Source organism: Pseudoflavonifractor sp. SW1122, from assembly GCF_012027765.1.
GTDB classification, from domain to species: domain Bacteria; phylum Bacillota; class Clostridia; order Oscillospirales; family Oscillospiraceae; genus Enterenecus; species Enterenecus faecium.
The window spans coordinates 1-22369 of sequence record NZ_SJOS01000042.1 but is presented as its reverse complement, the minus strand read 5'-3'; the positions used below and the strand labels follow the sequence as shown (position 1 = coordinate 22369).

At 59.2% G+C, this 22369-nt stretch carries 23 protein-coding genes; 22 read left to right on the top strand and 1 reads right to left on the bottom strand.

Annotation, left to right across the window (positions count from 1 at the left end):
• From E0L15_RS09510 to hisC, 22 genes are all read left to right on the top strand, one after another.
• The coding region (locus E0L15_RS09510) for a hypothetical protein (protein ID WP_168125400.1) at positions 1–184 on the top strand (184 nt) is incomplete at its 5' end.
• A 112-nt stretch (positions 185–296) separates the two neighbouring features.
• The gene (gene rplS, locus E0L15_RS09505) at positions 297–638 is read left to right on the top strand and encodes a 50S ribosomal protein L19 (protein WP_087233883.1); all 342 of its coding nucleotides are present in this window, start codon (positions 297–299) and stop codon (positions 636–638) included.
• 138 nt (positions 639–776) lie between these two features.
• The gene (gene ylqF, locus E0L15_RS09500) at positions 777–1637 is read left to right on the top strand and encodes a ribosome biogenesis GTPase YlqF (protein ID WP_168125399.1); all 861 of its coding nucleotides are present in this window, start codon (positions 777–779) and stop codon (positions 1635–1637) included.
• Positions 1630–2259: a ribonuclease HII gene (locus E0L15_RS09495; RefSeq protein WP_168125398.1), complete on the top strand. Its 630-nt coding sequence runs from the start codon at positions 1630–1632 to the stop codon at positions 2257–2259. Before ylqF ends, E0L15_RS09495 begins: the two co-directional genes overlap by 8 nt.
• Positions 2256–2627, top strand: coding sequence for a YraN family protein (locus E0L15_RS09490; RefSeq protein ID WP_087233889.1), 372 nt, complete (start codon positions 2256–2258; stop codon positions 2625–2627). Before E0L15_RS09495 ends, E0L15_RS09490 begins: the two co-directional genes overlap by 4 nt.
• A gap of 11 nt (positions 2628–2638) precedes the next feature.
• The gene (locus tag E0L15_RS09485) at positions 2639–3574 is read left to right on the top strand and encodes a membrane dipeptidase (protein WP_168125397.1); all 936 of its coding nucleotides are present in this window, start codon (positions 2639–2641) and stop codon (positions 3572–3574) included.
• Positions 3571–5058: a threonine synthase gene (gene thrC / locus E0L15_RS09480; RefSeq protein ID WP_168125396.1), complete on the top strand. Its 1488-nt coding sequence runs from the start codon at positions 3571–3573 to the stop codon at positions 5056–5058. The genes E0L15_RS09485 and thrC overlap by 4 nt, the downstream gene beginning before the upstream one ends.
• 21 nt (positions 5059–5079) lie before the next feature.
• Positions 5080–5769 (top strand): metallophosphoesterase, encoded by a 690-nt coding sequence (locus E0L15_RS09475; RefSeq protein ID WP_168125395.1) that lies wholly within the window; start codon positions 5080–5082, stop codon positions 5767–5769.
• A gap of 104 nt (positions 5770–5873) precedes the next feature.
• Entirely contained in the window at positions 5874–7196 is a 1323-nt protein-coding gene (gene tig / locus E0L15_RS09470) for a trigger factor (protein WP_168125394.1), read from the top strand.
• A 93-nt stretch (positions 7197–7289) separates the two neighbouring features.
• Positions 7290–7871, top strand: coding sequence for an ATP-dependent Clp protease proteolytic subunit (locus tag E0L15_RS09465; RefSeq protein ID WP_087233899.1), 582 nt, complete (start codon positions 7290–7292; stop codon positions 7869–7871).
• A 68-nt stretch (positions 7872–7939) separates the two neighbouring features.
• Positions 7940–9253 (top strand): ATP-dependent Clp protease ATP-binding subunit ClpX, encoded by a 1314-nt coding sequence (clpX, locus tag E0L15_RS09460; protein WP_087233901.1) that lies wholly within the window; start codon positions 7940–7942, stop codon positions 9251–9253.
• Between the two features lie 84 nt (positions 9254–9337).
• Positions 9338–11752 carry an endopeptidase La gene (lon, locus tag E0L15_RS09455; protein ID WP_168125393.1) on the top strand — a complete coding sequence of 805 codons (2415 nt, stop codon included), beginning with the start codon at positions 9338–9340 and terminating at the stop codon, positions 11750–11752.
• 10 nt (positions 11753–11762) lie between these two features.
• Entirely contained in the window at positions 11763–12356 is a 594-nt protein-coding gene (yihA, locus tag E0L15_RS09450; RefSeq protein WP_087233905.1) for a ribosome biogenesis GTP-binding protein YihA/YsxC, read from the top strand.
• Between the two features lie 3 nt (positions 12357–12359).
• On the top strand, positions 12360–13112 hold the full coding sequence (locus tag E0L15_RS09445; protein ID WP_168125392.1) for a fumarylacetoacetate hydrolase family protein: 753 nt from the start codon (positions 12360–12362) through the stop codon (positions 13110–13112).
• 154 nt (positions 13113–13266) lie between these two features.
• Positions 13267–13746: a CarD family transcriptional regulator gene (locus E0L15_RS09440; protein WP_087370584.1), complete on the top strand. Its 480-nt coding sequence runs from the start codon at positions 13267–13269 to the stop codon at positions 13744–13746.
• A gap of 293 nt (positions 13747–14039) precedes the next feature.
• The gene (gene ispD / locus E0L15_RS09435) at positions 14040–14759 is read left to right on the top strand and encodes a 2-C-methyl-D-erythritol 4-phosphate cytidylyltransferase (protein ID WP_168125391.1); all 720 of its coding nucleotides are present in this window, start codon (positions 14040–14042) and stop codon (positions 14757–14759) included.
• Complete coding sequence (ispF, locus tag E0L15_RS09430; RefSeq protein WP_279280569.1) at positions 14759–15229, top strand: 2-C-methyl-D-erythritol 2,4-cyclodiphosphate synthase; 471 nt, start codon at positions 14759–14761, stop codon at positions 15227–15229. The genes ispD and ispF overlap by 1 nt, the downstream gene beginning before the upstream one ends.
• A 1570-nt stretch (positions 15230–16799) precedes the next feature.
• Positions 16800–17054 carry a DUF3343 domain-containing protein gene (locus tag E0L15_RS09425; protein WP_087233913.1) on the top strand — a complete coding sequence of 85 codons (255 nt, stop codon included), beginning with the start codon at positions 16800–16802 and terminating at the stop codon, positions 17052–17054.
• A complete protein-coding gene (locus E0L15_RS09420; RefSeq protein WP_168125389.1) occupies positions 17051–18190 on the top strand; it encodes an aminotransferase class V-fold PLP-dependent enzyme in 1140 nt (379 codons plus the stop codon). Before E0L15_RS09425 ends, E0L15_RS09420 begins: the two co-directional genes overlap by 4 nt.
• Positions 18191–18278: 88 nt before the next feature.
• Positions 18279–19541 carry a replication-associated recombination protein A gene (locus E0L15_RS09415; protein WP_168125388.1) on the top strand — a complete coding sequence of 421 codons (1263 nt, stop codon included), beginning with the start codon at positions 18279–18281 and terminating at the stop codon, positions 19539–19541.
• 21 nt (positions 19542–19562) lie between these two features.
• Positions 19563–19754 carry a DUF951 domain-containing protein gene (locus E0L15_RS09410; protein ID WP_168125401.1) on the top strand — a complete coding sequence of 64 codons (192 nt, stop codon included), beginning with the start codon at positions 19563–19565 and terminating at the stop codon, positions 19752–19754.
• A complete protein-coding gene (gene hisC, locus E0L15_RS09405; RefSeq protein WP_087233919.1) occupies positions 19751–20803 on the top strand; it encodes a histidinol-phosphate transaminase in 1053 nt (350 codons plus the stop codon). The genes E0L15_RS09410 and hisC overlap by 4 nt, the downstream gene beginning before the upstream one ends.
• Before the next feature lie 64 nt (positions 20804–20867).
• On the opposite strand, the gene E0L15_RS09400 is transcribed toward hisC, so the two are convergent.
• Entirely contained in the window at positions 20868–21794 is a 927-nt protein-coding gene (locus E0L15_RS09400; protein WP_168125387.1) for a hypothetical protein, read from the bottom strand.
• Positions 21795–22369 lie beyond the last annotated feature (575 nt).

The following is a 22369-nucleotide window of genomic DNA, read 5'->3' as shown; positions in this document are numbered from 1 at the left end:
GGACCGGTGGGAGACCGGTCTCTCTGCGTTGCTGGTGGGGGGACTGGTAGGTGTGGGGGCCATCGTCATGGGCACCTATGCCAACGTCACTTTGCTGCTCACCTCTACGTGGCTGTTCTGGGGGGTGGTGCGTCGGGAGACCCTGGGGTGGTGGCAGACAAAGAGAAGAAAAAAAGGGAAATAAAGACTTGCTTTCTCTCGGTCACTATGGTAAAATAACTCGGTCTTAAATAAGGGTGGTCCTCTGCGCATGACACGTTGACGCACGAACGCCTGAATACTAGGAGGAAATATCAATGGAACAGCTGAAGCAATTTAGCCAGAAGTATCTGAAGGCCGAGGCCCCCGTGGCCAACGTGGGTGACACCGTCCGCGTGCACATCCGCGTCAAGGAAGGCAACCGTGAGCGTATCCAGGTGTTCGAGGGTACCGTCATCGCCAAGAAGCACGGCGGCATCGAGGAGACCTTCACCGTGCGTCGTGTGTCTTACGGCGTGGGCGTGGAGAAGGTGTTCCCCCTGCACGCTCCCACCATCGAGAAGGTGGAGACCGTCCGTCACGGTAAGGTTCGCCGCGCCAAGCTGTACTACCTGCGCAACCGCGTCGGTAAGGCTGCTAAGGTCAAGGAAGATCTGTAATTGCACCAGTTTGCACGAGAAAAGGAGCGGAATTTCCGCTCCTTTTTTTGTATTCCCACTTTCCCATAGGACAAATCTTTAGTATAATAGATAGAAAATCTGCACTGGGAGAAACGCTCCCAGAGAAAGGGGAGCACGATGAACATCCAATGGTATCCCGGACATATGACTAAGACCCGCCGCCAGATGGAGGAGGACGTGAAGTTCGTGGACATGGTGGCGGAGGTGGTGGATGCCCGCATTCCCATCTCCAGCCGCAACCCGGACATTGACTCCATGGTGGGGGACCGCCCCCGCATGATCATCTTCAACCGGGCCGATCAGGCAGACCCCAAGGTCACCGCCCAGTGGATGGCCTGGTTTAAGCAGAAGGGCTATGCGGTGCTGGAGACCGACGCCAAGAGCGGCAAGGGCGTCAACCAGTTTTCCAATGTGGTCAAGCAGGCCCTGCGGGAGAAGATTGAGGCCTGGAGAGCCAAGGGCCAGGTGGGCCGCCCTGTGCGTGTGATGGTGGTGGGGGTGCCCAACGTGGGCAAATCCACCTTCATCAACAAGGTGGCCCGCCGCAAGTCCGCCAAGGCGGGGGACCGCCCCGGCGTCACCCGTGGCAAGCAGTGGGTGAACATCGACCAGGGCCTGGACCTGCTGGACACCCCCGGCATTCTCTGGCCCAAATTTGAGGACGAGACTACTGGCATGCATTTGGCCTTTACAGGTGCTGTGCGAGATGAGATTCTGGACGGCGAGGAGCTGGCCTGCGGCCTGATGGCCCTTTTGAGCGCCCATTATCCCGGCGTGTTGGAGGAGCGTTACAAGCTTAAAGACCTGGAGGGGAAGGCCGGTTGGGAGCTGCTGGAGATGGCCGCCCGCAAGCGCGGCATGTTGATTTCCGGCGGCGAGGTGGACACCGAGCGGATGTCCCGGGTGCTGCTGGATGAGTTCCGAGGTGGCAAGCTTGGACGCTTTACACTGGAGCGGCCGGAGGATATCCATGAATAACAGAGAGAAATGCATCGACCTTTACCAGTGGGATGCCCAGATTCGTGCCCAGGCGGGGATTGAGTACCTGGCCGGGGTGGACGAGGCGGGAGCCGGACCTCTGGCCGGGCGGGTGTACGCTGCGGCGGTGATTCTCCCACAGGGGGTGGAGCTGCCCTATTTGAACGACTCCAAGAAGGTGACACCCCGGCGGCGGGAGCTGCTCTTTGACCTCATCCGGGAGCAAGTGGTGAGCTATAGTGTGGCCTGGGCAGAGGCGGAGGAGATCGACCAGCTGGATATTCTCAACTGCCGGATGCTGGCCATGCAGCGGGCCATTGACGGCCTGGAGCCTGCCCCCCAGCTGGTGCTGGTGGATGGCAACCGGGACCACGGCAGCCGCTGCGCTATCACCACTCCCCATGAGCTGGTGGTGAAGGGGGATGCCTACTCCGCCTCCATTGCCGCTGCCTCCATCCTGGCCAAGGTCAGCCGGGATCGATACATGGAGGAGATGGCCCAGGCATATCCCCAGTACGCCTTTGACAAGCACAAGGGGTACCCCACCAAGCTGCACTATGAGCTGCTGCGGGAGTACGGGCCCTGTCCCATCCACCGCCGCAGCTTTTTGAAGAAGCTATGAGGGGCGGGGAACAGGCCCGCCTGCTGGGCAAGTGGGGAGAGATGCAGGTGGCCAACTATCTGCGCAAACAGGGGTACAACATTGTGGACGTCAACTACCGCTGTCGGCTGGGGGAGTTGGACCTGGTGGCCACAAACCGCAAGTACCTGGCCTTTGTGGAGGTAAAGCTGCGGCGCAACGATGATATCATGACCGCCCGGGAGTCGGTGACGCTCTCCAAGCAGCGCAAGCTGCGGGCGGCGGCACTGCTCTACCTGCAAGCCCATCCCACCCAGCTTCAGCCCCGGTTCGACGTGGCAGAAATCTATGCGCCCCAGGGGACTGCCACCCGTCATCCCCACATAAACTATCTGGAAAATGCTTTTTGAGGTGAGTGGGAATGAACCGATTTTCTGTGATGGATGGACACTGTGACACGGTGTACCGCTGCTGGGCCATGGGGGAGGAGCTGCCCTACAACACCGGGGCGCTGGAGCTGGGCTCTGCGCTGGACACTTTTGGGGCCTATACCCAGGTGTTTGCCCTGTGGACGGCCCCGGGCTACGTGGGGGGCGGATGTCCCGAAGCAGCCTGCAAAAGCCAGCTGAACTATTTCCGCCATCAGATGGACTGCTACTCTCATCTGGTGACCCACTGCACCACCGCCCGTGAGGCTCGTCAGGCCAACAGGGAAGGGAAGTGTGCTGCTTTTCTCTCTGTGGAGGGGGCGGAGCTGTTGGGGGGCAGCCTGGAGGGCCTGGAGTGGGCCGCCCGGCAGGGGGTGTGCGCCATTAACCCGACTTGGAATCATGCCAATGCCCTCAGCGGTTCCCACAGCGACCAGCCCCACCAGGGCCTCACCCCGCTGGGCCGGGAATTTGTGCGGCGGATGGGGGGACTGGAGGTGCTGGTGGACGTGTCCCACCTGTCCGAGGCGGGGTTCTGGGACGTGATGGACCTGTGCCAAGGGGGCGTGATTGCCAGCCACTCCAACGCCCGGGCCGTGTGTGACCACACAAGAAACTTGACGGATGAGCAGATAACTGCCATAATAGAGCATCAAGGTGTCATTGGACTAAATTTCTATGAGAACTTTGTAGGCGGCAGCCGGGACCTGGAGGCGGTACGCCGCCACTTGGACCACATCCTGGCCCTGGATGGGGCCAAATGTGTGGCCTTAGGGGGCGACTGGGACGGGGCGGAGCTCGTGGAACCCCTATCCCACATCACCCGGCTTTCCGGGCTCTATTCGTATCTACTGAGTTATGGATATGGGGAAGAGCTGCTGCACGATGTGTTTTACAATAACTTAATGAGGGTAGTGAGACAATCATGAATTATCTGAGCACGAGAAACAACAATTTGCGTATGACTGCGGCTCAGGCCATTGCCAAGGGACTGGCGCCGGACGGAGGTCTGATGACTCCCCAGGTGCTGCCCCGCCTGGCGGGAAATGCCCTGGAGTCCCTGAAGGATATGTCCTACCAGCAGCGGGCGGTGTATGTGCTGAACGGGTTTCTGGAGGGCTTCTCCAGCTCTGAGCTGACGGGATATGCCCGGGCGGCCTACGGCGGTGGAAAGTTCTCTGACCCCGAGGTGGCTCCGGTGCGCCGTTTGGACGACAACACCTACTGCCTGGAGCTGTGGCACGGCCCCACCTGCGCCTTCAAGGATATGGCCCTGCAAATGCTGCCCCATCTCCTCTCCGCCTCTCTGCGGAAGAACGATGAGAAGAAGACGGTGTGCATTCTGGTGGCCACCTCTGGCGACACCGGAAAGGCCGCCCTGGAGGGCTTCAAGGATGTGAGCAAGACTCAGATCCTGGTGTTCTATCCCAAGGACGGCGTGTCCGACATTCAGCAGCTGCAAATGGTCACCCAGGAGGGTGGCAACGTGGGTGTGTGTGCCGTGGTGGGCAACTTCGACGACGCCCAGACCGGGGTCAAGAAGCTGTTTGCCGACGAGGAGCTGGCCCAGCAGCTGGCGGAACGGGGCTATTTCCTGTCCTCTGCCAACTCCATCAACTGGGGCCGTGTGCTGCCTCAGATCGTCTATTACATCTCCGCCTACAGCGATCTGCGCCGGGAGGGCGCCATTGAGAAGGGCCAGGAGATCAATGTCTGCGTGCCCACGGGAAATTTCGGCAATATTCTCGCTGCCTATTATGCCAAAATGATGGGGGTGCCCATTAAGACCCTCATCTGTGCCTCCAATGAGAACAACGTGCTCACCGATTTTCTCCGCACGGGTGTGTATGACCGCAATCGTCCCTTCCACAACACTCTGTCTCCCTCCATGGACATTCTCATCTCCAGCAACCTGGAGCGTCTGCTCTTTGAGCTGTCCGGCCGGGATGACAAGCAGGTGACCGAGTACATGGAGCAGCTGGCGGAGAAGGGCAGCTATGAGGTGAGCGTGCCCATCAAGACCAAGTTGCATCAGACCTTTGCCGCCGGGTACTGTGACGATGCTCAGACCAAGGAGACCATCCGCCGCATGTGGGAGGGGCAGCACTACCTCATTGACCCCCACACCGCTGTGGCCTTTGACGTCCTGGACCAGTACCGCAAGGAGAGCGGGGACGAGACCCCCACGGTGGTGGTGTCCACCGCCAGCCCCTTCAAGTTCTGCTCCAGCGTGCTGGACGCCCTGGGAGTGCAGGAGCACGCCGCTGGCACCGAGATTCTGGACCAGCTGTCCCAGCTCACTGGGGTAGAGGTGCCCCAGCCTCTGGCCCGACTGAAAAACAAACAGCCCCGGTTTGACACCGTCACCGAGAAGGAGCACATGGTGGATCAGGTGCTGGAGCACTTGCGCTGACCGGGGACAAGGAGGGAAGAAATGGCCCTTTATGCCATCGGAGACACCCATCTGTCTCTGGGCGCCGACAAGTCCATGGAGGTGTTCGGGGGCAGTTGGGAAGGCTATGTGGAGAAGCTGGAGGAAGGCTTTTCCTGCGTATCGGACGATGACACGGTGGTGCTGTGCGGGGACCTGTCCTGGGGTATGAGCCTGGAGGAGGCGAAAAAGGACCTGGAGTTTCTCAACTCCCGGCTGCCGGGGGAGAAGTGGATTCTCAAGGGAAACCACGACTACTGGTGGAACACCGCCTCCAAGATGAATGCCTTTTTTCAGGCAAACGGCCTGGAGCGCCTGCACATTCTCCACAACAACTGCGCCTTTTACGGGGATGCGGCCCTGTGCGGCACCCGGGGCTGGTTCTATGAGGAGCAGGCCAACGCCCCCTCGGGGAAGGTGTTTCGCCGGGAGGTGATGCGCCTGGAGACCTCGCTGAAGGCGGCGGGGGAGGCGGAGAAATACTGCTTTCTCCACTATCCGCCCCTGTACAAGGGGTACCAGTGCCCGGAGATTTTGCAGCTGCTGGAGCAGTACCAGGTGAAGCTGTGTTGCTATGGCCATCTCCACGGTCCCAGCCACCGTCTGGCGGTGGAGGGAGTGCAGGGAAGCGTGGCCTATCAGCTGGTGGCTGCAGACTACATCGGTTTCCGTCCGAAAAAAATTTTGGATTGACAAAAAAAACAGTGGAAATATTCTGTACAATCTGATAGAATGGATTGGATTTATCAGAAAGAAAGCCCCAGCCTCAGGCGGGGCTAAGTTGGAGGAACGTATACATGAACATCAAGAGCAACGAGAAGAAAGAAAACAGCGCCATTGAGCTGGTCATCGAGGTCAGCGCTGCTGAGTTTGACGCCGCCATCAACAAGGTGTACAACAAGCAGAAGAAGAACATCATGGTCCCCGGCTTCCGCAAGGGCAAGGTGCCCCGCAAGATGGTGGAGAAGATGTACGGCGAGCAGGTGTTCTTTGAGGACGCTGTGGAGGAGGCCTATCCCGCTGCCTATGATGCCGCTCTGAAGGAGGCTGGCATTGTGCCCGTGGCCTACCCCAAGCTGGAGATCGTGGAGGTCAGCAAGGACGGCTTCACCTTCAAGGCTCTGGTCACCGTGCAGCCCGAGGCTTCCGTGAAGGAGTACAAGGGCCTGGTGGTTGCCAAGCCCGAGGTGAAGGTCACCGCCGCCGATGTCAAGGCTGAGATGAAGCCCTACATCGACCGTGCCTCCCGCCTGGTGAGCGTGGACCGCAAGGCCAAGAAGGGCGATGTGGCTGTCATCGACTTCGAGGGCTTCAAGGACGGCGTGGCCTTCGAGGGCGGCAAGGGCGAGAACTACTCCTTGGAGCTGGGCTCCGGCACCTTCGTCCCCGGCTTCGAGGAGCAGGTCATCGGCATGAAGGCCGGTGAGGAGAAGGACCTGGACATCACCTTCCCCGAGAACTACACCGCCGATCTGGCTGGCGCCGCCGTGGTCTTCAAGGTGAAGGTCAACGAGGTCAAGGAGCGTCAGGAGCCCGCCCTGGACGACGAGTTCGCCAAGGACGTGTCCGAGTTTGACACCCTGGACGAGTTCAAGAAGGACCTGAAGGAGAAGCTGAAGGCCCGCCGTCAGCAGCAGGCCGACCATGACTACGAGACCGCCGTCATCGACGCCCTGCTGGAGAACCTGGTGTGCGACGTGCCCGAGGCCATGGTGGACTACCGCGCCGACAAGATGGTGGAGGAGCAGGCCATGCGCATGCAGCAGAACGGCCTGAACTTCCAGGACTACCTGAAGTACATGGGCCTGTCCATGGACGACGTGCGTGCCCAGGCTAAGACCGCCGCTGACCGCGCCGTACGCACCGCTCTGGCTCTGGATGCCGTGGCCAAGGCCGAGGGCATCGAGGTCACTCAGGAGGAGCTGGACGCCGAGGTCAAGCGCCTGGCCGAGCAGTTCAACGTCACCGAGGAGCAGGTCCGTGAGGTCACCAACGAGAGCGACATGAAGCAGGACCTGGGCTCCAAGAAGGCTCTGGAGCTGGTGAAGTCCTCCGCCAAGAAGCCCGCCAAGAAGAAGGAAGAGGCTCAGGCTGAGACCACCGAGGCTCAGGGCGAGTAATTTCATCCCGTAAAAAACCAGCAAGGGAGGAATATTCCTCCCTTGCTGCTGGGTATACTGGGACTGATTTCCAGTAACGAAGGAGAGGTTTCCATGAGTTTAGTTCCCTATGTTGTGGAGCAGACCAGCCGGGGAGAGCGTTCCTACGACATCTTCTCCCGTCTGCTCAACGACCGTATCATTTTCCTGGGTGAAGAGGTGAACGCCACCACATCCGCCCTGGTTGTGGCCCAGCTTCTGTACCTGGAGGCTCAGGACCCGGACAAGGACATTCAGTTCTACATCAATAGCCCCGGCGGCTCTGTCACCGACGGCATGGCCATCTATGACACCATGCAGTATATCAAGTGTGACGTGTCCACCATCTGCGTGGGTATGGCCGCCTCCATGGGCGCATTTCTGCTCTCTGCCGGTACCAAGGGCAAGCGTCTGGCTCTGCCCAATGCGGAGATTATGATTCACCAGCCCTCTGCCGGTACCCAGGGACAGATCACCGATATGGCCATCCACCTCAAGCGTCTGGAAGTCATCAAGAAACGGATGAACCAGATTCTGGCCGACAACTGCGGCAAGAGCGTGGAGCAGGTCACCGCCGACTGTGAGCGTGACAATTTCATGACCGCCGAAGAAGCAGCGGCCTATGGCCTCATTGACAAGGTCATTTATAATCGTTGATGATGCAAAAGGGCGGAGACAAGCACTGTCTTCGCTCTTTGGCACGTCTGACGAAAGGAAGGTAATTCATGGCTCGAGATGAGTACAAAACCGTTCGCTGTTCCTTTTGCGGCAAGCATCAGGAGCAGGTCGAGCGTATCATTGCCGGACCTGGGGCATACATCTGCAACGAGTGTGTCCACCTCTGCCTGAGCATTCTGGACGAGGAAGAGCGCCCGGAACTGGGCAGTCCGGAGATGCCCGACGTGATTCCCACCCCCCGAGAGATTCGGGATGTGCTGGATGAATATATTATCGGCCAGGAGCAGGCGAAGATCGCCCTGTCCGTGGCTGTGTACAACCACTATAAGCGGATTTATTTTGGTGGCGGGGACTCGGTGGAGCTGCAAAAGAGCAACATCCTCCTGGTAGGCCCCACCGGCTGCGGCAAGACCCTCTTTGCCCAGACCTTGGCCCGGGTGCTGAAGGTGCCCTTTGCCATTGCCGACGCCACCACCCTCACCGAGGCCGGTTATGTGGGTGACGACGTAGAGAACATTCTGCTGCGGCTGGTACAGGCGGCAGATTACGATATTGAGCTGGCCCAGCGGGGCATCATCTATGTGGATGAGATCGACAAGATCGCCCGGAAGAGCGAGAACACCTCCATCACCCGGGATGTGTCCGGCGAGGGCGTGCAGCAGGCTCTGCTGAAAATTTTGGAGGGTACGGTGGCCAATGTCCCGCCCCAGGGTGGCCGCAAGCACCCCCACCAGGAGTTCTTGCAGATTGACACCAAGAACATCCTGTTCATCTGCGGCGGTGCCTTTGATGGTCTGGAGAAGATCATTGAGCAGCGCATGGACCAGAAGACCATGGGCTTTGGTGCACAGGTGCGCACCGCTGCCGAGCGCAGCGAGGAGGACATCTTCCGCAACGTGCAGCCCCACGACCTGCTGAAGTTCGGCATCATCCCCGAACTGGTGGGCCGTCTGCCGGTGATCACCGGCCTGAAGGCTTTGGACGGCAAGCAGCTGGTGCAGATCCTCACCGAGCCCAAGAACGCTCTGGTCAAGCAGTACCAGAAGCTGCTGGAGTATGACAACGTGGAGCTGGAGTTCACCCCTGAGGCCCTGGAGGCAGCGGCCCAGAAGGCGGTGGAGCGGAAGATCGGCGCCCGTGGTCTGCGGGCGGTGCTGGAGGAAGTGATGACTCCCATCATGTACGATGTGCCCTCGGACGACTCCATCGCCAAGGTCATCATCACCCCCGAAGCCATCCGGGGAGAGCAGCCCCCTGAGGTGGTGCGGGAGGAAGGCCGTCCCGCCAGACCCAGACTGGGTGCAGCCTCTCTGCGGGCGGAGCCGGGCGGACAGGCGGCCCGGAAGGGAAACGCATCCTAACTAAATTTTGATAGGGGCGGGCCTCGTGCTCGCCCCTTTGCTTATATCGCCTCCTTTTGGGAGGTGGAAAGGAGGAATACAACCATGAGTGACACTATACATGAGCGGGAAGTTGTGGCCATGCCTGCCCTGGCCCTGCGGGCTATTACGGTATTTCCCCATCTGCTGCTTCATTTCGATGTGGGTCGGGAGTTCTCCATCCGGGCCCTGGAACAGGCCATGACCGGGAACCGGGAGATTTTCCTGGTGACCCAGAAGGACCTGGCTGCAGAGAACCCCGCCCAGGAGCACCTGTATCAGGTGGGGACCGTGGCCACCATCAAGCAGATTCTCCGTCTGCCCGACAACAATGTGCGGGTAATGGTGGAGGGCAAGCAGCGGGGCAAAATGCTGCAGCTGCTTACCACTGAGCCCTACCTTACCGCTGAGCTGGAGCTGCTGGAGGAGGAGCCCACTGCCCGGGAGAACACCCCCCGCACCGAGGCCCTGATTCGGCAGATCTATTCCATGGTGGAGCGATACACCGAGCTGTCCGACCGGGTGTCCCCGGAGCTGTATTTGAAGCTGCTGGCCAGCGACGACCCGGTGTACATAGCCGACTATACCGCCCAGAACCTGCCCCTGCGCTTTGAGGACAAGCAGCTCATCCTGGAGGAACTGCGCCCCGCCAAGCGGCTGGAGAAGCTGGTGCGCATCCTGGCCCGGGAAGTGGAGATCCGCCAGGTGGAGAGCGAGCTGGAGGGCAAGGTCCAGGAGCAGATGGCGGAAAACCAGCGTGACTACTACATGCGAGAGCAGCTGAAGGTGCTCCAGCGAGAACTGGGCGACCGAGGCGACGGCGACGAGATCGCTGAATACCGGGAGCGTGTGGCCAAGGCCAAGCTGCCCGACGAAGTACGGGAAAAGCTGCTCAAAGAGATCAAACATCTGGAGAAGCAGCCTTACGGCTCCGCCGAGGCCTCGGTGCTCCGGGGCTACCTGGACACCTGCCTGGAGCTGCCCTGGACGGTGCGCACCAAGGAGCGGGCCAACGTGGCTGCCGTGTCCAAAGTGCTGGAAGCCGACCACTACGGCATGGAAAAGGTGAAAGAGCGTATTTTGGAGTTTGTGGCCGTCAAGCAGCTGTCTCCCAATCTGAAGGGCCAGGTGCTGTGCCTGGTGGGCCCGCCCGGTGTGGGTAAGACCTCCATTGCCATGAGCGTGGCCCGGGCCATGAACCGGAAGCTGGCCCGCATCTCCCTGGGCGGCGTCCACGATGAGGCGGAAATTCGAGGCCACCGCAAGACCTACGTGGGGGCCATGCCCGGACGCATCATCGCCGGCATCCGTCAGGCGGGGAGCGTCAACCCGGTGCTGGTGCTGGACGAGCTGGACAAGGTGGGCAGCGACCACCGGGGCGACCCCAGCGCCGCTCTGCTGGAGGTGCTGGACGTGCACCAGAACGCCACCTTCCGGGACCACTACCTGGAAATGCCCTTTGACCTGTCCGAGGTGCTGTTCATCGCCACGGCCAACACCACCGATACCATCCCCCGGCCGCTGCTGGACCGGATGGAGATCATTGAGCTGGGCAGCTATACCGACGAGGAGAAGGTGCAGATTGCCAAGCGCCACCTGTGGCCCAAGGAGCTCAAGGCCCACGGCCTCACCCGTACCCAGGTGAAGCTCAACGACCAGGCGCTGCACCAGATTATCTCCGGCTACACCCGGGAGTCCGGAGTGCGCCGCCTGGAGCGGCTGCTGGACAAGCTGTGCCGGAAGTCTGCCATGAAGCTGGTGCAGGAGGAGTGCAAGAGCGTGCACATCACCCCGGACAACCTGTCCGACTTCCTGGGCACCCGGCGCTATGCCAAGGACAAGGCGGCAGGCCAGCCCCAGGTGGGTGTGGTCAACGGCCTGGCCTGGACCTCTGTGGGCGGCGAAATCCTGGAGGTGGAGGTCAACGTGGTGGAGGGCACCGGAAAGGTGGAGCTCACCGGTAACCTGGGCGACGTGATGAAGGAGTCTGCCCGGGCTGCCCTGTCCTTCATCCGCAGCCGGGCCAGCCAGCTGGGGCTGCCTGGGACTTTCTATAAGGACAAGGACATCCACGTCCATTTCCCCGAGGGAGCCGTGCCCAAGGACGGCCCCTCGGCGGGCATTGCCATCACCACCGCCATGGTGTCCGCCCTCACCGGAACCCCGGTGCGGGGTGACGTGGCCATGACCGGGGAGATCACTCTCCGGGGAAGGGTGCTGGCCATTGGCGGGTTGAAGGAGAAGACCATGGCCGCTCTGCGCAATGGCATGAGCACCGTCATTCTTCCCGAGGACAATGTGAAGGACCTGGAGGAGATTGACCCTCTGGTACGGGAGAGCTTGAAGTTTATTCCCGTATCCCAGGCCGACCAGGTGCTGGCCTGTGCGCTGGTCTCTGACGGCCAGCCCCCCAAAGGGAATGACACCCTTCTGCCCCCGGAGGCAAAGGCTCCTGGGACGGCAGTAAATCTGTGCCAGTGAGGTGAGAGACATGAAGGTGAATTTGAATCAGGCGGAGTTCGTCCGTTCGGCAGCCAAGCCCGCTGACTTTCCCCGGGACGCTCTGCCCCAGGTGGTGTTTGCCGGGCGGTCTAACGTGGGCAAGTCCTCGGTGATCAACCGTCTGCTCAACCGCAAGAACTTTGCCCGGGTGGGCTCCGCTCCCGGCAAGACCACCCACATCAACTACTTCCTCATTGACAAACAGCTCTATCTGGTGGACCTGCCCGGCTACGGCTACGCCAAGGTGTCCATGGCCGAGCGGGCCCGGTGGGCCAAGCTCATTGAGGGCTGGTTTGCCGATACCTCTCTGATGACTCTGGGCATTCTCATTGTGGATGCGCGCCACAAGCCCACAGCCGACGATAAGGTGATGAGCGACTTCTTCCTCACCACCGACAAGCCCTATGTGGTGGTGGCCAACAAGCTGGACAAGCTGAAAAAGAGCGAGGTGGAGGGAAACCTCCAGCGGGTGCGGGACACCCTGGAGCTGCCCGACGCCGTGCCCGTCATTCCTTTCTCCGCGGAGAAGGGGGACGGCAAGCAGGCCCTGTTGGAGCTGATCTTCAACCATATGGAGGGCTGAAGGATGAAGTACGTGCGGTTTCTCAGCCAGAGCGGCCCCCAGTGGGGTGTAGTGGAGGGAGAGCAGGTGAAGACCCTCACTTGCGCCCCCTATGAGGGCGTGGAGTACGACGGAGGCAGCGTCAACTTGGCAGACTGTCCGCTGTTGGCCCCCTGTACCCCCACCAAGATTGTATGCGTGGGGAAGAACTACGCCGAGCACGCCCGGGAGATGGGGGCCGAGCCCCCCGGATTCCCCGTCCTCTTCCTAAAAGGGCTCAATGCCCTCAACACCCCTGGCGGGGAGATCGACCCGCCGGAGTTTGTCCAGCGCCTGGACTATGAGGGGGAGTTGGCGGTGGTCATCCGCCGCCGGGCTTCTAAAATCCGTGCAGAGGACTATGCAGGGTATGTGCTGGGCTACACCTGCCTCAACGACGTCACCGCCCGGGACGTGCAGAAGCACGACGGTCAGTGGACCCGAGGAAAGTCCATGGATGGCTTCTGTCCGGTGGGCCCCTGGGTGGTGGACGGGGTGGACCCCGACCGCCTGGAAGTCACCACCCGTCTCAACGGCAGCGTGGTCCAGCAGGGGAACACCCGGGACTTTATCACCACGGTGCCAAAGCTTCTGGAGTTTATCACCGCCTCCATGACTCTGGAGCCGGGTGACGTGGTGGCCACCGGTACCCCCGCTGGTATTGGCCCCATGCAGTCCGGGGATGTGGTGGAAGTAGACATCTCCCACATCGGCGTGCTGCGCAATACGGTAAAATAACCCCAAGAGGTGCTGTGAGCCACAGGCTTGCAGCGCCTCTTTTTTTGTAAACAGAGCGTATTTTTCTTGGAAAATATTTTCCTCCCGCTTGCATTGCATTGGGAAAAGGGGTATACTAACTTTGTGATATTATACACATTTGGGAGGTGGAATCGTGTATCAGATTGGTGATAAGGTGGTACATCCTATGCATGGGGCGGGAGTCATTGACTCCATTGTGCGCAAGAAGGTAGCTGGGAAGGTTCAGGACTACTATTTGCTCAAACTATCGACGGGAAGCATGATGGTCATGATTCCCACAGAACACAGCGACGAGATCGGCGTCCGCCCCGTGGTGTCCGGTCAGGAGGCCACCCATATTCTCTCGGAGATGGAGGACATTCAGGTGGATATGACGTCCAACTGGAACCAACGGTATCGGGAGAATATGCTGCGCATCAAAAGCGGGAATTTGCTGGAGGTGGCCAAGGTGGTCAAGGGGCTGATGTACCGGGAGACCCAGAAGGGGCTGTCCACCGGGGAGCGGAAGATGCTCCACTCAGCCAAGCAGATTTTGATTTCCGAGCTGGTGTTGGCCCAGAGCATGCCCTATGAGGCCGTAGAGGAGCGGGTCAACAAGGTTCTGCACCAATAAAAAAGGAGCCGAAGGGCTTCTCAAACATGCCAGCATGTTTGAGAGAAGATGCAGTCCACTGCGCGCATCCTTGGGTCAGAGGACGACCCAAGGACACACTGGTGGACTGAGCGGTGTTTTTCCCGATGCGCATGTCCCCGGGAAAAACTGATTATGATTTTTTCCCCGCCGAGAGGCGGGAAAACTCTGCCGAGGGCTTTTCAGAGCAGAATGGTCAGCACTGTTTTCATAGACGTGAGGTTTGTGATGCTCTGAGGAGTTCCCCGGCGTTTTTCAACTCTGGAGGAGAAACTATGTCATTGTTTGGACGGAAACGAAAGGGACCACAGGCCCCCGGCTGTGCTATGGTTGTGGTGGCGGCGGGCTCCTCCCAGCGCATGGGACAGGATAAGATGTTCCTGGAACTGGACGGTCGGCCTGTGCTGGCCCACACCCTGGCAGCTCTGGAGGCCAGTGACCGGGTGGAGGAGATCGTGGTGGTCACCCGGGAGGACCTGGTGGGCCCTGTGGCGGCCCTGGCCCGGGAGATGGCACTCACAAAAGTGACGAAAGTGGTACGGGGCGGCGCCACCCGGGTGGAGTCTGCCCAGTTGGGGGTGGCCGAGGTGTCTCCTCAGGCCAAGCTCATTGGTATCCACGACGGGGCCCGGCCCTTTGTGAGTTCCCAGGTGATGGAGCGTGTAGTGGACAAGGCCGCCCAGACCGGGGCCGCAGCCCCTGCCATACCCGTGCAGGACACTATTAAGGTGGCGGTGAACGGTGTAGTGGACCACACCCCAGACCGGGCTACCCTCTTTGCTGTGCAGACGCCCCAGATGTTCGATGGTGATCTGATTCGGGGGGCTCTGACCAAGGCGATGCAGGACAACGCCCCCCTCACAGACGACTGCTCGGCGGTGGAGCGGCTGGGCATGCCGGTATCCCTGGTGGAAGGGGACCGGAGCAACATCAAATTGACCACCCCGGCAGACCTGGCGGTGGCCCGAGTGATTTTGGAGGGATGGAACCAATGATGCGAGTGGGACATGGTTATGACGTGCACCGCCTGGTGGAGGGGCGCAAGCTCATCTTAGGGGGCGTGGAAATCCCCTGGGAGAAGGGCCTGTTGGGCCACTCGGATGCGGATGTGCTGGTACATGCAGTGATGGACGCCCTGCTGGGCGCCGCTGGGCTGTGGGACATCGGCCACGCCTTCCCGGACAACGACCCCGCCTATGCGGGCATCGACAGTATGCTGCTGCTGGCTCGGGTGCGGGACATGCTCACGGAAAAGGGGTATATGGTGGGCAATGTGGACGCCACCATCCTGGCCCAGCGGCCCAAGCTGGCCGGACACATCCCCCAGATGCGGCGCAACATCGCCCAGGTACTGGGGGTGGAGGAGGACTGCATCAACGTCAAGGCTACCACCGAGGAGGGGCTGGGCTTTACCGGCTCCGGGGAGGGCATGGCCGCCCACGCCGTGGCACTTCTGAATCGATAAACAAAGAAGGGCCGTTGCAAAATACACCGATTGCCCAACCACATGGACAGACAATCCCCCAGTCACCTACGGGTCCAGCCCCCTTTACACAAGGGGGCCTAAGTACTGCGGTGCTCGTTTTATCATTTTTGCTTAAATAACCATTAGCGCAATATGTACTATTGTATGCACAGGAATAGGTATGGCAATAGCTGGGCCAGCAGGTGGAGCGTTAGCTAGTTAACTGGGCCCCGTTGTAGGTGGAATACTTGCTGCAGCAATCGGATGGATTATTGGTGGATCAATATCTCGTACTCGCATTACGTCGGGAGTTAAGTTCTCTGTTGATGTTCCGTTTTTGCCCAGTAAAAGTATATATATATTGGATAGGTAGAAAGGACTTCGCAATGAGTGATAAAAAGATTAAATCTGGTCTACTTGCTGCATTACTTGTTGTGTGTATGACATTGGTTTTGTTTATTGTAAATCATTATTTTCTCAATGAGACATCTACACTCGTACAATCAATAGCAAGTGGAATAGTAGCGTTCTTTTTTGTTTTTGTATTCACACGATTTGTGAGGAAATAAGCATAGTTGTAACATCTAGCCTAACTCTAATCAGGCAGGCAACCTAGTAAACTTATGCTTTATGAGCGCTTGTCCACGTCCTTGCCAATGACGAAGTCGTGGCGCATGGAAGGCTGGAGCCGCAGCTGCTGTCGGGTGTATTACAGCAACACTTGGAATTTCGGGTGCAGCTGTTTGGGGAGTACTGAATTTTTTAATCTAAAGGTTTAAGGGAATTTATAAACTTGCACTAGATGAGTAGGTGAACTATGGGGAGGAAAAAAGTCACAGAGGGCAAGAAAGCTAGGTTCATTTTATTACTGACGCAGGTGGCATTATGGTTTATTGTTATGGTTTTGGAGTTGGTTGTTTTTGTTATTGATGGGATAGGAATTTCTGAATATATGTTTTTTTGGGTGTTTTTAGATTTAGTTATAATCATAACCATATTAACAAATATCAACAATTACAGAAAAAGCCAATAACAAGTGTGTTGCGTAATAATAGCAGGCCTTCTTACGAACGTTTGTTGTGAGTTTGAGGGCATACTCGATTTTTTGCAAATGTACAGTTTTGGTGTTTTTTTGCTTGTGTCACATTTCGCGTTTACCAAGTCTTTAGCCTGGGTTCTCTAGTCAGAAAGAATTTTCTTGCATGCAAGTTTCTCCTGTAAAGCAGAAATGTAAAGAATTTTCCCGGTGAAAAGCCTCCCTTGTGCAAAGGGAGGTGGCACGGTATTATGGGGTCCCCGCCAAAGCCCAGCGCCAGCGGGTTTGGTGGGGAGAGGAGGTGCGACGGCGTGAGCGAGACTTGCCCCGCCTCTCAGGGGCGAGGCGAGGGATACAAAGTCCGCACCGACGAGTCGGAGGGATTGATAAAATGGAAGGGCCTGTTGCAAAACCACAATTTTGCAACAGGCCCTTGGACTATCACGCGGACGCTCTTGTGCATAGGATGTGCAAGAGCGTCCGTATCTTTTTTTGTGGGAGCGGACCATCCAACGGGAAGGGAAATGATACCATATGGTATATGATCTGATTGTATGCCGCTCCCTGACCTATGCCCAGCGTGGGGTGCGGCTGCTGGAGCGGGCCGGCATTTCTGCCTATCTGGTGCGAGCGCCCCGGCTCATTGCCCAGGCGGGGTGCGCATACTGCATCAAAGTGTCTCAGCGGTGGCTGGAGCGGGCGGTGGAGCTGATGCGGGAGGCAAAGCTTGTCCCCCGTGGTATCTATCAGCAGCTGGAGGACGGGAGCTATGAGGAGGTATCGGTATGATCTACTTGGATAGCGCAGCCACCACCATGGAGAAGCCCGCCTCGGTGCCCTCTGCCACCGCATGGGCCATGACACATATGGCCAGCCCTGGCCGAGGCGGACATGGGGCGGGGATGCGGGCAGCGGATACCCTCTACGCGCTGCGGGAGACGGCGGCCCAGCTCTTCGATGTACCCAATCCAGAGCAGGTGGTGCTCACCTACAACGCCACCCATGCGCTGAATTTAGCCATCCACGCCCTGGTGCGCCCTGGGCACACCGTGCTCATCTCTGGCTATGAGCACAACGCTGTCACCCGCCCTCTGTGTGCCCGGGGGGACCTGACCATCCGGGTGGCCCAAGCCCCAGTGTTTGACCAGGCGGGGATGCTGGCCGCCTTTGAGGAGGAGTTGCGGCGGGGAGTGGATGTGGTGGTCTGCACCCATGTCTCCAATGTCTTTGGATTCATTTTGCCCGTGGGAGAGTTGGCCCGGATGTGCCGGGAGCGTGGAGTGCCCCTCATTGTGGACGCCTCCCAGTCCGCCGGGTGTCTGCCTGTGCGCCTATCAGAGTGGGGGGCGGCCTACGTGGCCATGCCGGGGCACAAGGGGCTGTACGGGCCCCAGGGCACCGGGCTGTTGCTGTGCGGAGAGGAGCAGCCTGCCCCGCTGCTGTACGGGGGTACGGGCAGCGAGTCCCAAAACCAGACCATGCCGGACGTTCTCCCCGACCGCCTGGAGGCGGGTACCCAGAACGTCTCTGGGGCGGCGGGATTGTTGGCTGGACTGCGCTTTGTCCGGTGCAAGGGCGTGGACCGCATCGGTGCCTATGAGGAATGTCTGAGCGGCCAGCTGATGGACGGTTTGGAGCAAGTGCCTGGGGTGCGAGTATTCCGAGGCCCCAAGGGAACCCAGACGGGGGTGTGCTCCATCACCGTGGAGGGGATGGACTGCGAAGAGGTGGGAAGCTGGCTGGCCCGCCGGGGTATCGCCGTGCGGGCGGGGCTGCACTGCGCCCCACTGGCCCACAAGACGGCGGGCACCCTGGACACTGGGACGGTGCGCCTGAGCTGCTCGGCGTTCAACACCTCCCTGCAGGTGCGCCGGGCCGCCGGGGCCATTGCCCATCTGGCCCGGTGTCAGGGCAAGGGCAGGTGAGGGGCTCCCCCTTCGCCCTTGCGAGATTCGCTTTGGTGTGCTAAAATGTCACAAGAGAATTGACAAAAGAAAGGACGGTGCAGGGGGTATGTATCAGCCCTTGGCAGATCGCATTCGGCCACAGACCTTGGACCACGTGGTGGGTCAGCGACATATCTTGGGGGAGAACGGCCTGCTGCGCCGGATTGTGGACAGTGGCAACATCCCCAATATGGTGTTCTACGGCCCCTCGGGTACAGGGAAAACCACCGTGGCGGATATCATCGCCAAGCGGTCCGGGCGCGCCCTGCGCCGCCTCAACGCCACCACCGCCTCTCTGGCCGACGTGCGGGAGGTGATGGACCAGGTGGGGACGCTGCTGGCCCCCAACGGGGTGCTGCTCTATTTGGACGAGATTCAGTACTTCAATAAAAAGCAGCAGCAGACCCTTCTGGACTATATCGAGACGGGAAAGATCACCCTTATTGCCTCTACCACGGAAAACCCCTATTTCACCATCTTCAACGCCATCCTGTCCCGGTCCACCGTCTTTGAGTTCAAGGCCCTCACCCCGGAGGACCTGCTCCCGGCGGTGGAGCGGGCGGTGAAGCTCATGGACGAGGAGCTAGGCGGAGAGAGCTGCTGGGAGGACGGGGTGAAGGAGTACCTGGCCCAGGCCAGCGGGGGAGACGTGCGCAAGGCCCTCAACGGGGTGGAGGTGCTCATGAATGCCGCCGCTACCCCGGACGGGGTGCGGACCATCACCATGGCAGATGCCAAACTGGTGGCCCAGCGCTCCTCCATGCGCTATGACCGGGACGGAGACCAGCACTACGACATTTTGTCCGCCCTGCAAAAGTCCATCCGGGGCTCGGACCCCGATGCGGCGGTGCACTATCTGGCCCGGCTGCTGGAGGCGGGGGACCTGCTGTCCGCCTGTCGGCGGCTGATGGTCATTGCCTGCGAGGATGTGGGACTGGCCTATCCCCAGGTCATCCCCATTGTCAAGGCCTGCGTGGATGCGGCCACCATGCTGGGGCTGCCGGAGGCCCGGCTAGCCCTGGCGGATGCCGCCATCCTCATGGCCACCGCCCCCAAGTCCAACTCGGGCCATGACGCCATCAATGCCGCCATGGCGGATGTGCGGGCGGGCAAGACCGGGGACTTCCCCCGACACCTGCAAAATATCCACGCCGACGGCACAGGCTTTGAGCGGGAGCAGGGGTATCTCTACCCCCACGACTTCCCCAACCACTGGGTGAAGCAGCAGTATCTGCCCGACGCTCTGGTGGGGCGGGTGTACTATGAGTACGGCCCCAATAAGACCGAGCAGGCCGCTAAGGCCTACTGGGACAAGATCAAACACCAATGAGAGGAGGGGCATCCCATGCCCATGGATATACAGGTCGGCGACGTGCTGGAGATGAAGAAGCAACACCCCTGCGGCTGCAAGGACTGGCAGGTGCTGCGGGTGGGAATGGACTTTAAGCTGCGCTGTCTGGGCTGTCAGCGGGAGATGATGATTCCCAGGGCCAAGGCAGAGAAGGCTATCAAGCGGGTGAAACGAGAGGAGGAGCAGGGATGAAAGAGTTTTGGAGCCGCCGCATTGTGGATGCGGTGCCCTATGTACCGGGGGAGCAGCCCAAGGGCCAGACCTTTGTGAAGCTCAACACCAATGAGTGCCCCTACCCGCCCTCTCCCAAGGTGGTGGAGGCCATCACCCGAGCAGCGGGGGAGACGCTGCGCCTCTACCCGGACCCGGAGTGCCTGGAGCTGCGCTGTGCTATTGCCCGGCGGGAGGGGCTCAGCCCGGACCAGGTGTTTTGCTCCAACGGTTCCGACGAGGTGCTGGCTTTTGCCTTCCAGGCCTTTTTTGACCCGGACAAAGAGATCGTCTTTCCCCAGATCACCTACAGCTTTTATCCCGTGTACACCAACTACTTTGGCCTCACTTGCCGCCAAGTGCCCATGAACCCGGACTTCTCCACCCCGGTGGAGGAGCTGATGGGGAAAAACGGCGGCGTGGTGCTGTGTAATCCCAACGCCCCCACCGGACAGGGCGTGTCCCGGGAGGTGGTGGAGAAGCTGCTGCGTGCCAACCCGGACGTGGTGGTCATCGTGGACGAGGCCTACGTGGACTTCGGCGGGGAGAGCTCGGTGGGGCTCATTGACCGCTATCCCAACCTGCTGGTCATCCAGACCGCCTCCAAGTCCCGAGCCCTGGCTGGGCTGCGGGTGGGCTGGGCCATGGGAAACCCGAACCTCATCCAGGGCCTGTGCTGCGTCCGAGACTCCATCAACTCCTACACCGTGGACCGCCTAGCCCAGGCGGGGGCGGCGGCTGCCGTGGAGGACGAGGACTACTTTACACAGACCTGTCAAAAGGTAATGGCCACCCGGGAGCGCACCGCCCAACGGCTGCTGGAGATGGGGTACACGGTACTGCCCTCTCAGGCCAACTTCCTCTTTGTCTCCCATCCGGACAAGTCCGGGAAGGCCCTGTTGGACGGCCTGCGGGAGCGTGGGGTGCTGGTACGGTGGTGGTCCAACCCGGCTATTTCCAACTGGCTGCGCATTTCCATTGGCACCGATGCCGAGATGGACACCCTGCTGGGAGCCCTGCAAGAACTGTAACTACGAAACATGCCCGTGAGCCTGGGTGATTCCCACGCTCACGGGCATGTTCATGTTTTGTGAATTATTTCTTCCGACGGCGGAGCACCCATAAAGCTACCAAAAGGACAACGATGAGGAATGCCCCTGCCACCAAGAGTGGGACAAAATCCACCAGTGTGGGGCCCTGGCTGGTAGAGCCGTTGGGCATACCCGAGCTGTCCGTCTGGGTGGAGGTTTGATTGGTCTTGGCATAGGAAAGGACCGCTTCATAGTCATAGAAGGGGTGCAGAGATTCACCTTGGAACCTGGCCTGATGGACATAGGAGTCAGTGACTTCCGCCTCGGAAGGTCCATAGTCTCCCATGGGATACCAGTAGGAGGCGATGTCGTCTTCAAACAGCAACAGCATAGGCATACGAATGCCGGGTAGTCCACCCACCAAAACCGCATCTTCCGTGGTGATTCCCGCCTGTTCCAGTTGGGAGATTTGGGTGGAATATGGGGTGAAATCGGTGTACATGGCCACTTCACTCACGGTCCATAGGCCTTCTTTTTCCTGAACAGAAGTCTGTTCCGCAGGGGTCATGAGATGCGCAGTTTCTGGATTGAGTGGCAGTCCTTTGGCCAGTGTTACCGTGGCGTACAGAGAGCCCACCTGCATGGGAATGACCCAGACGGAGACGCATTGCTCCAGATGAGCTTGAATATCGGCTTGCTGCACCAAAGACAGGTTCTCCAACTCGGTGTCAATGTAGACGGGAATGGCAGTGGAAAAATCTACGGACGTAGGGATTGCATCTTCCTCACTCTCCGGAGTGGAAAGGGTGGGCAACGTGTTCTCATACGCCACGGTGAGATGGGAGAGAATCTCTTGCTCCAGTTGGGACGGATCTGGGCAGACTTGGGAAAAGTCTGAGGGGGGTGAGGTGGCCACAGCGGGGGCGTGAATGGGGAGTGCGGCGGCCAGAATACAAAGGGATACCAGGCATACCAACCATTTTCGTACCATACGTCAAAACCTCCTTTCTATTATGTGGCACTTTAGCAAGACATCCATGTGTGTGAGTAGTATCCAGTTCCTGATTGAATGGATGTTCCATTGAGTAGTGCGACATAGGAGTAGCTTCTCGTTACACAATTTTCCCCAGGGTCGATTAAGGTCAAATTGTCACCTGTGACACCACACAGCACCAACACGTGTCCACCGCCAGAGTTCCACTGCATGCGCATGATGAGGGGGATTTCGTCTACATTGATTTCATCATCCAATCATTTGAGCACATGCAGCCCAACATCAATTCGACTTTACTTGCTTGTATCGAGTTACATTCAATTGTGCAGCGCGGGCGGTCAGGGAGAGAGAAAATAGGAGAAAAAGAGAAATAAAACAGAGACGGAACGTTTTTTGCACTTCACTCACTTCCTTTCGGTTATATTGTATAAAATTTTTTTTGGTGGCGTCAAACATTATTTTAAAAAATAACCAATATCATGGAGGGGAAGATCCTGGTCATGACGCCATAAGAACTCCACCCTTTGACCTTTTTTGAAGGGGAGATGGGGATATAATCATAGGGCGTCAGA

Bases quoted from the DNA above. Each gene is read 5' to 3' on its own strand.
- E0L15_RS09495 (WP_168125398.1), top strand. From the start codon at position 1,630: ATGAATAACAGAGAGAAATGCATCGACCTTTACCAGTGGGATGCCCAG.
- yihA (WP_087233905.1), top strand. From the start codon at position 11,763: ATGAAGGTGAATTTGAATCAGGCGGAGTTCGTCCGTTCGGCAGCCAAG.
- thrC (WP_168125396.1), top strand. From the start codon at position 3,571: ATGAATTATCTGAGCACGAGAAACAACAATTTGCGTATGACTGCGGCT.
- tig (WP_168125394.1), top strand. From the start codon at position 5,874: ATGAACATCAAGAGCAACGAGAAGAAAGAAAACAGCGCCATTGAGCTG.
- rplS (WP_087233883.1), top strand. From the start codon at position 297: ATGGAACAGCTGAAGCAATTTAGCCAGAAGTATCTGAAGGCCGAGGCC.
- E0L15_RS09475 (WP_168125395.1), top strand. From the start codon at position 5,080: ATGGCCCTTTATGCCATCGGAGACACCCATCTGTCTCTGGGCGCCGAC.
- E0L15_RS09410 (WP_168125401.1), top strand. From the start codon at position 19,563: ATGGATATACAGGTCGGCGACGTGCTGGAGATGAAGAAGCAACACCCC.
- ispF (WP_279280569.1), top strand. From the start codon at position 14,759: ATGCGAGTGGGACATGGTTATGACGTGCACCGCCTGGTGGAGGGGCGC.
- lon (WP_168125393.1), top strand. From the start codon at position 9,338: ATGAGTGACACTATACATGAGCGGGAAGTTGTGGCCATGCCTGCCCTG.
- E0L15_RS09485 (WP_168125397.1), top strand. From the start codon at position 2,639: ATGAACCGATTTTCTGTGATGGATGGACACTGTGACACGGTGTACCGC.
- E0L15_RS09445 (WP_168125392.1), top strand. From the start codon at position 12,360: ATGAAGTACGTGCGGTTTCTCAGCCAGAGCGGCCCCCAGTGGGGTGTA.
- E0L15_RS09400 (WP_168125387.1), bottom strand. From the start codon at position 21,794: ATGGTACGAAAATGGTTGGTATGCCTGGTATCCCTTTGTATTCTGGCC.
- E0L15_RS09490 (WP_087233889.1), top strand. From the start codon at position 2,256: ATGAGGGGCGGGGAACAGGCCCGCCTGCTGGGCAAGTGGGGAGAGATG.
- E0L15_RS09420 (WP_168125389.1), top strand. From the start codon at position 17,051: ATGATCTACTTGGATAGCGCAGCCACCACCATGGAGAAGCCCGCCTCG.
- clpX (WP_087233901.1), top strand. From the start codon at position 7,940: ATGGCTCGAGATGAGTACAAAACCGTTCGCTGTTCCTTTTGCGGCAAG.
- ispD (WP_168125391.1), top strand. From the start codon at position 14,040: ATGTCATTGTTTGGACGGAAACGAAAGGGACCACAGGCCCCCGGCTGT.
- E0L15_RS09415 (WP_168125388.1), top strand. From the start codon at position 18,279: ATGTATCAGCCCTTGGCAGATCGCATTCGGCCACAGACCTTGGACCAC.
- E0L15_RS09425 (WP_087233913.1), top strand. From the start codon at position 16,800: ATGGTATATGATCTGATTGTATGCCGCTCCCTGACCTATGCCCAGCGT.
- hisC (WP_087233919.1), top strand. From the start codon at position 19,751: ATGAAAGAGTTTTGGAGCCGCCGCATTGTGGATGCGGTGCCCTATGTA.
- ylqF (WP_168125399.1), top strand. From the start codon at position 777: ATGAACATCCAATGGTATCCCGGACATATGACTAAGACCCGCCGCCAG.
- E0L15_RS09465 (WP_087233899.1), top strand. From the start codon at position 7,290: ATGAGTTTAGTTCCCTATGTTGTGGAGCAGACCAGCCGGGGAGAGCGT.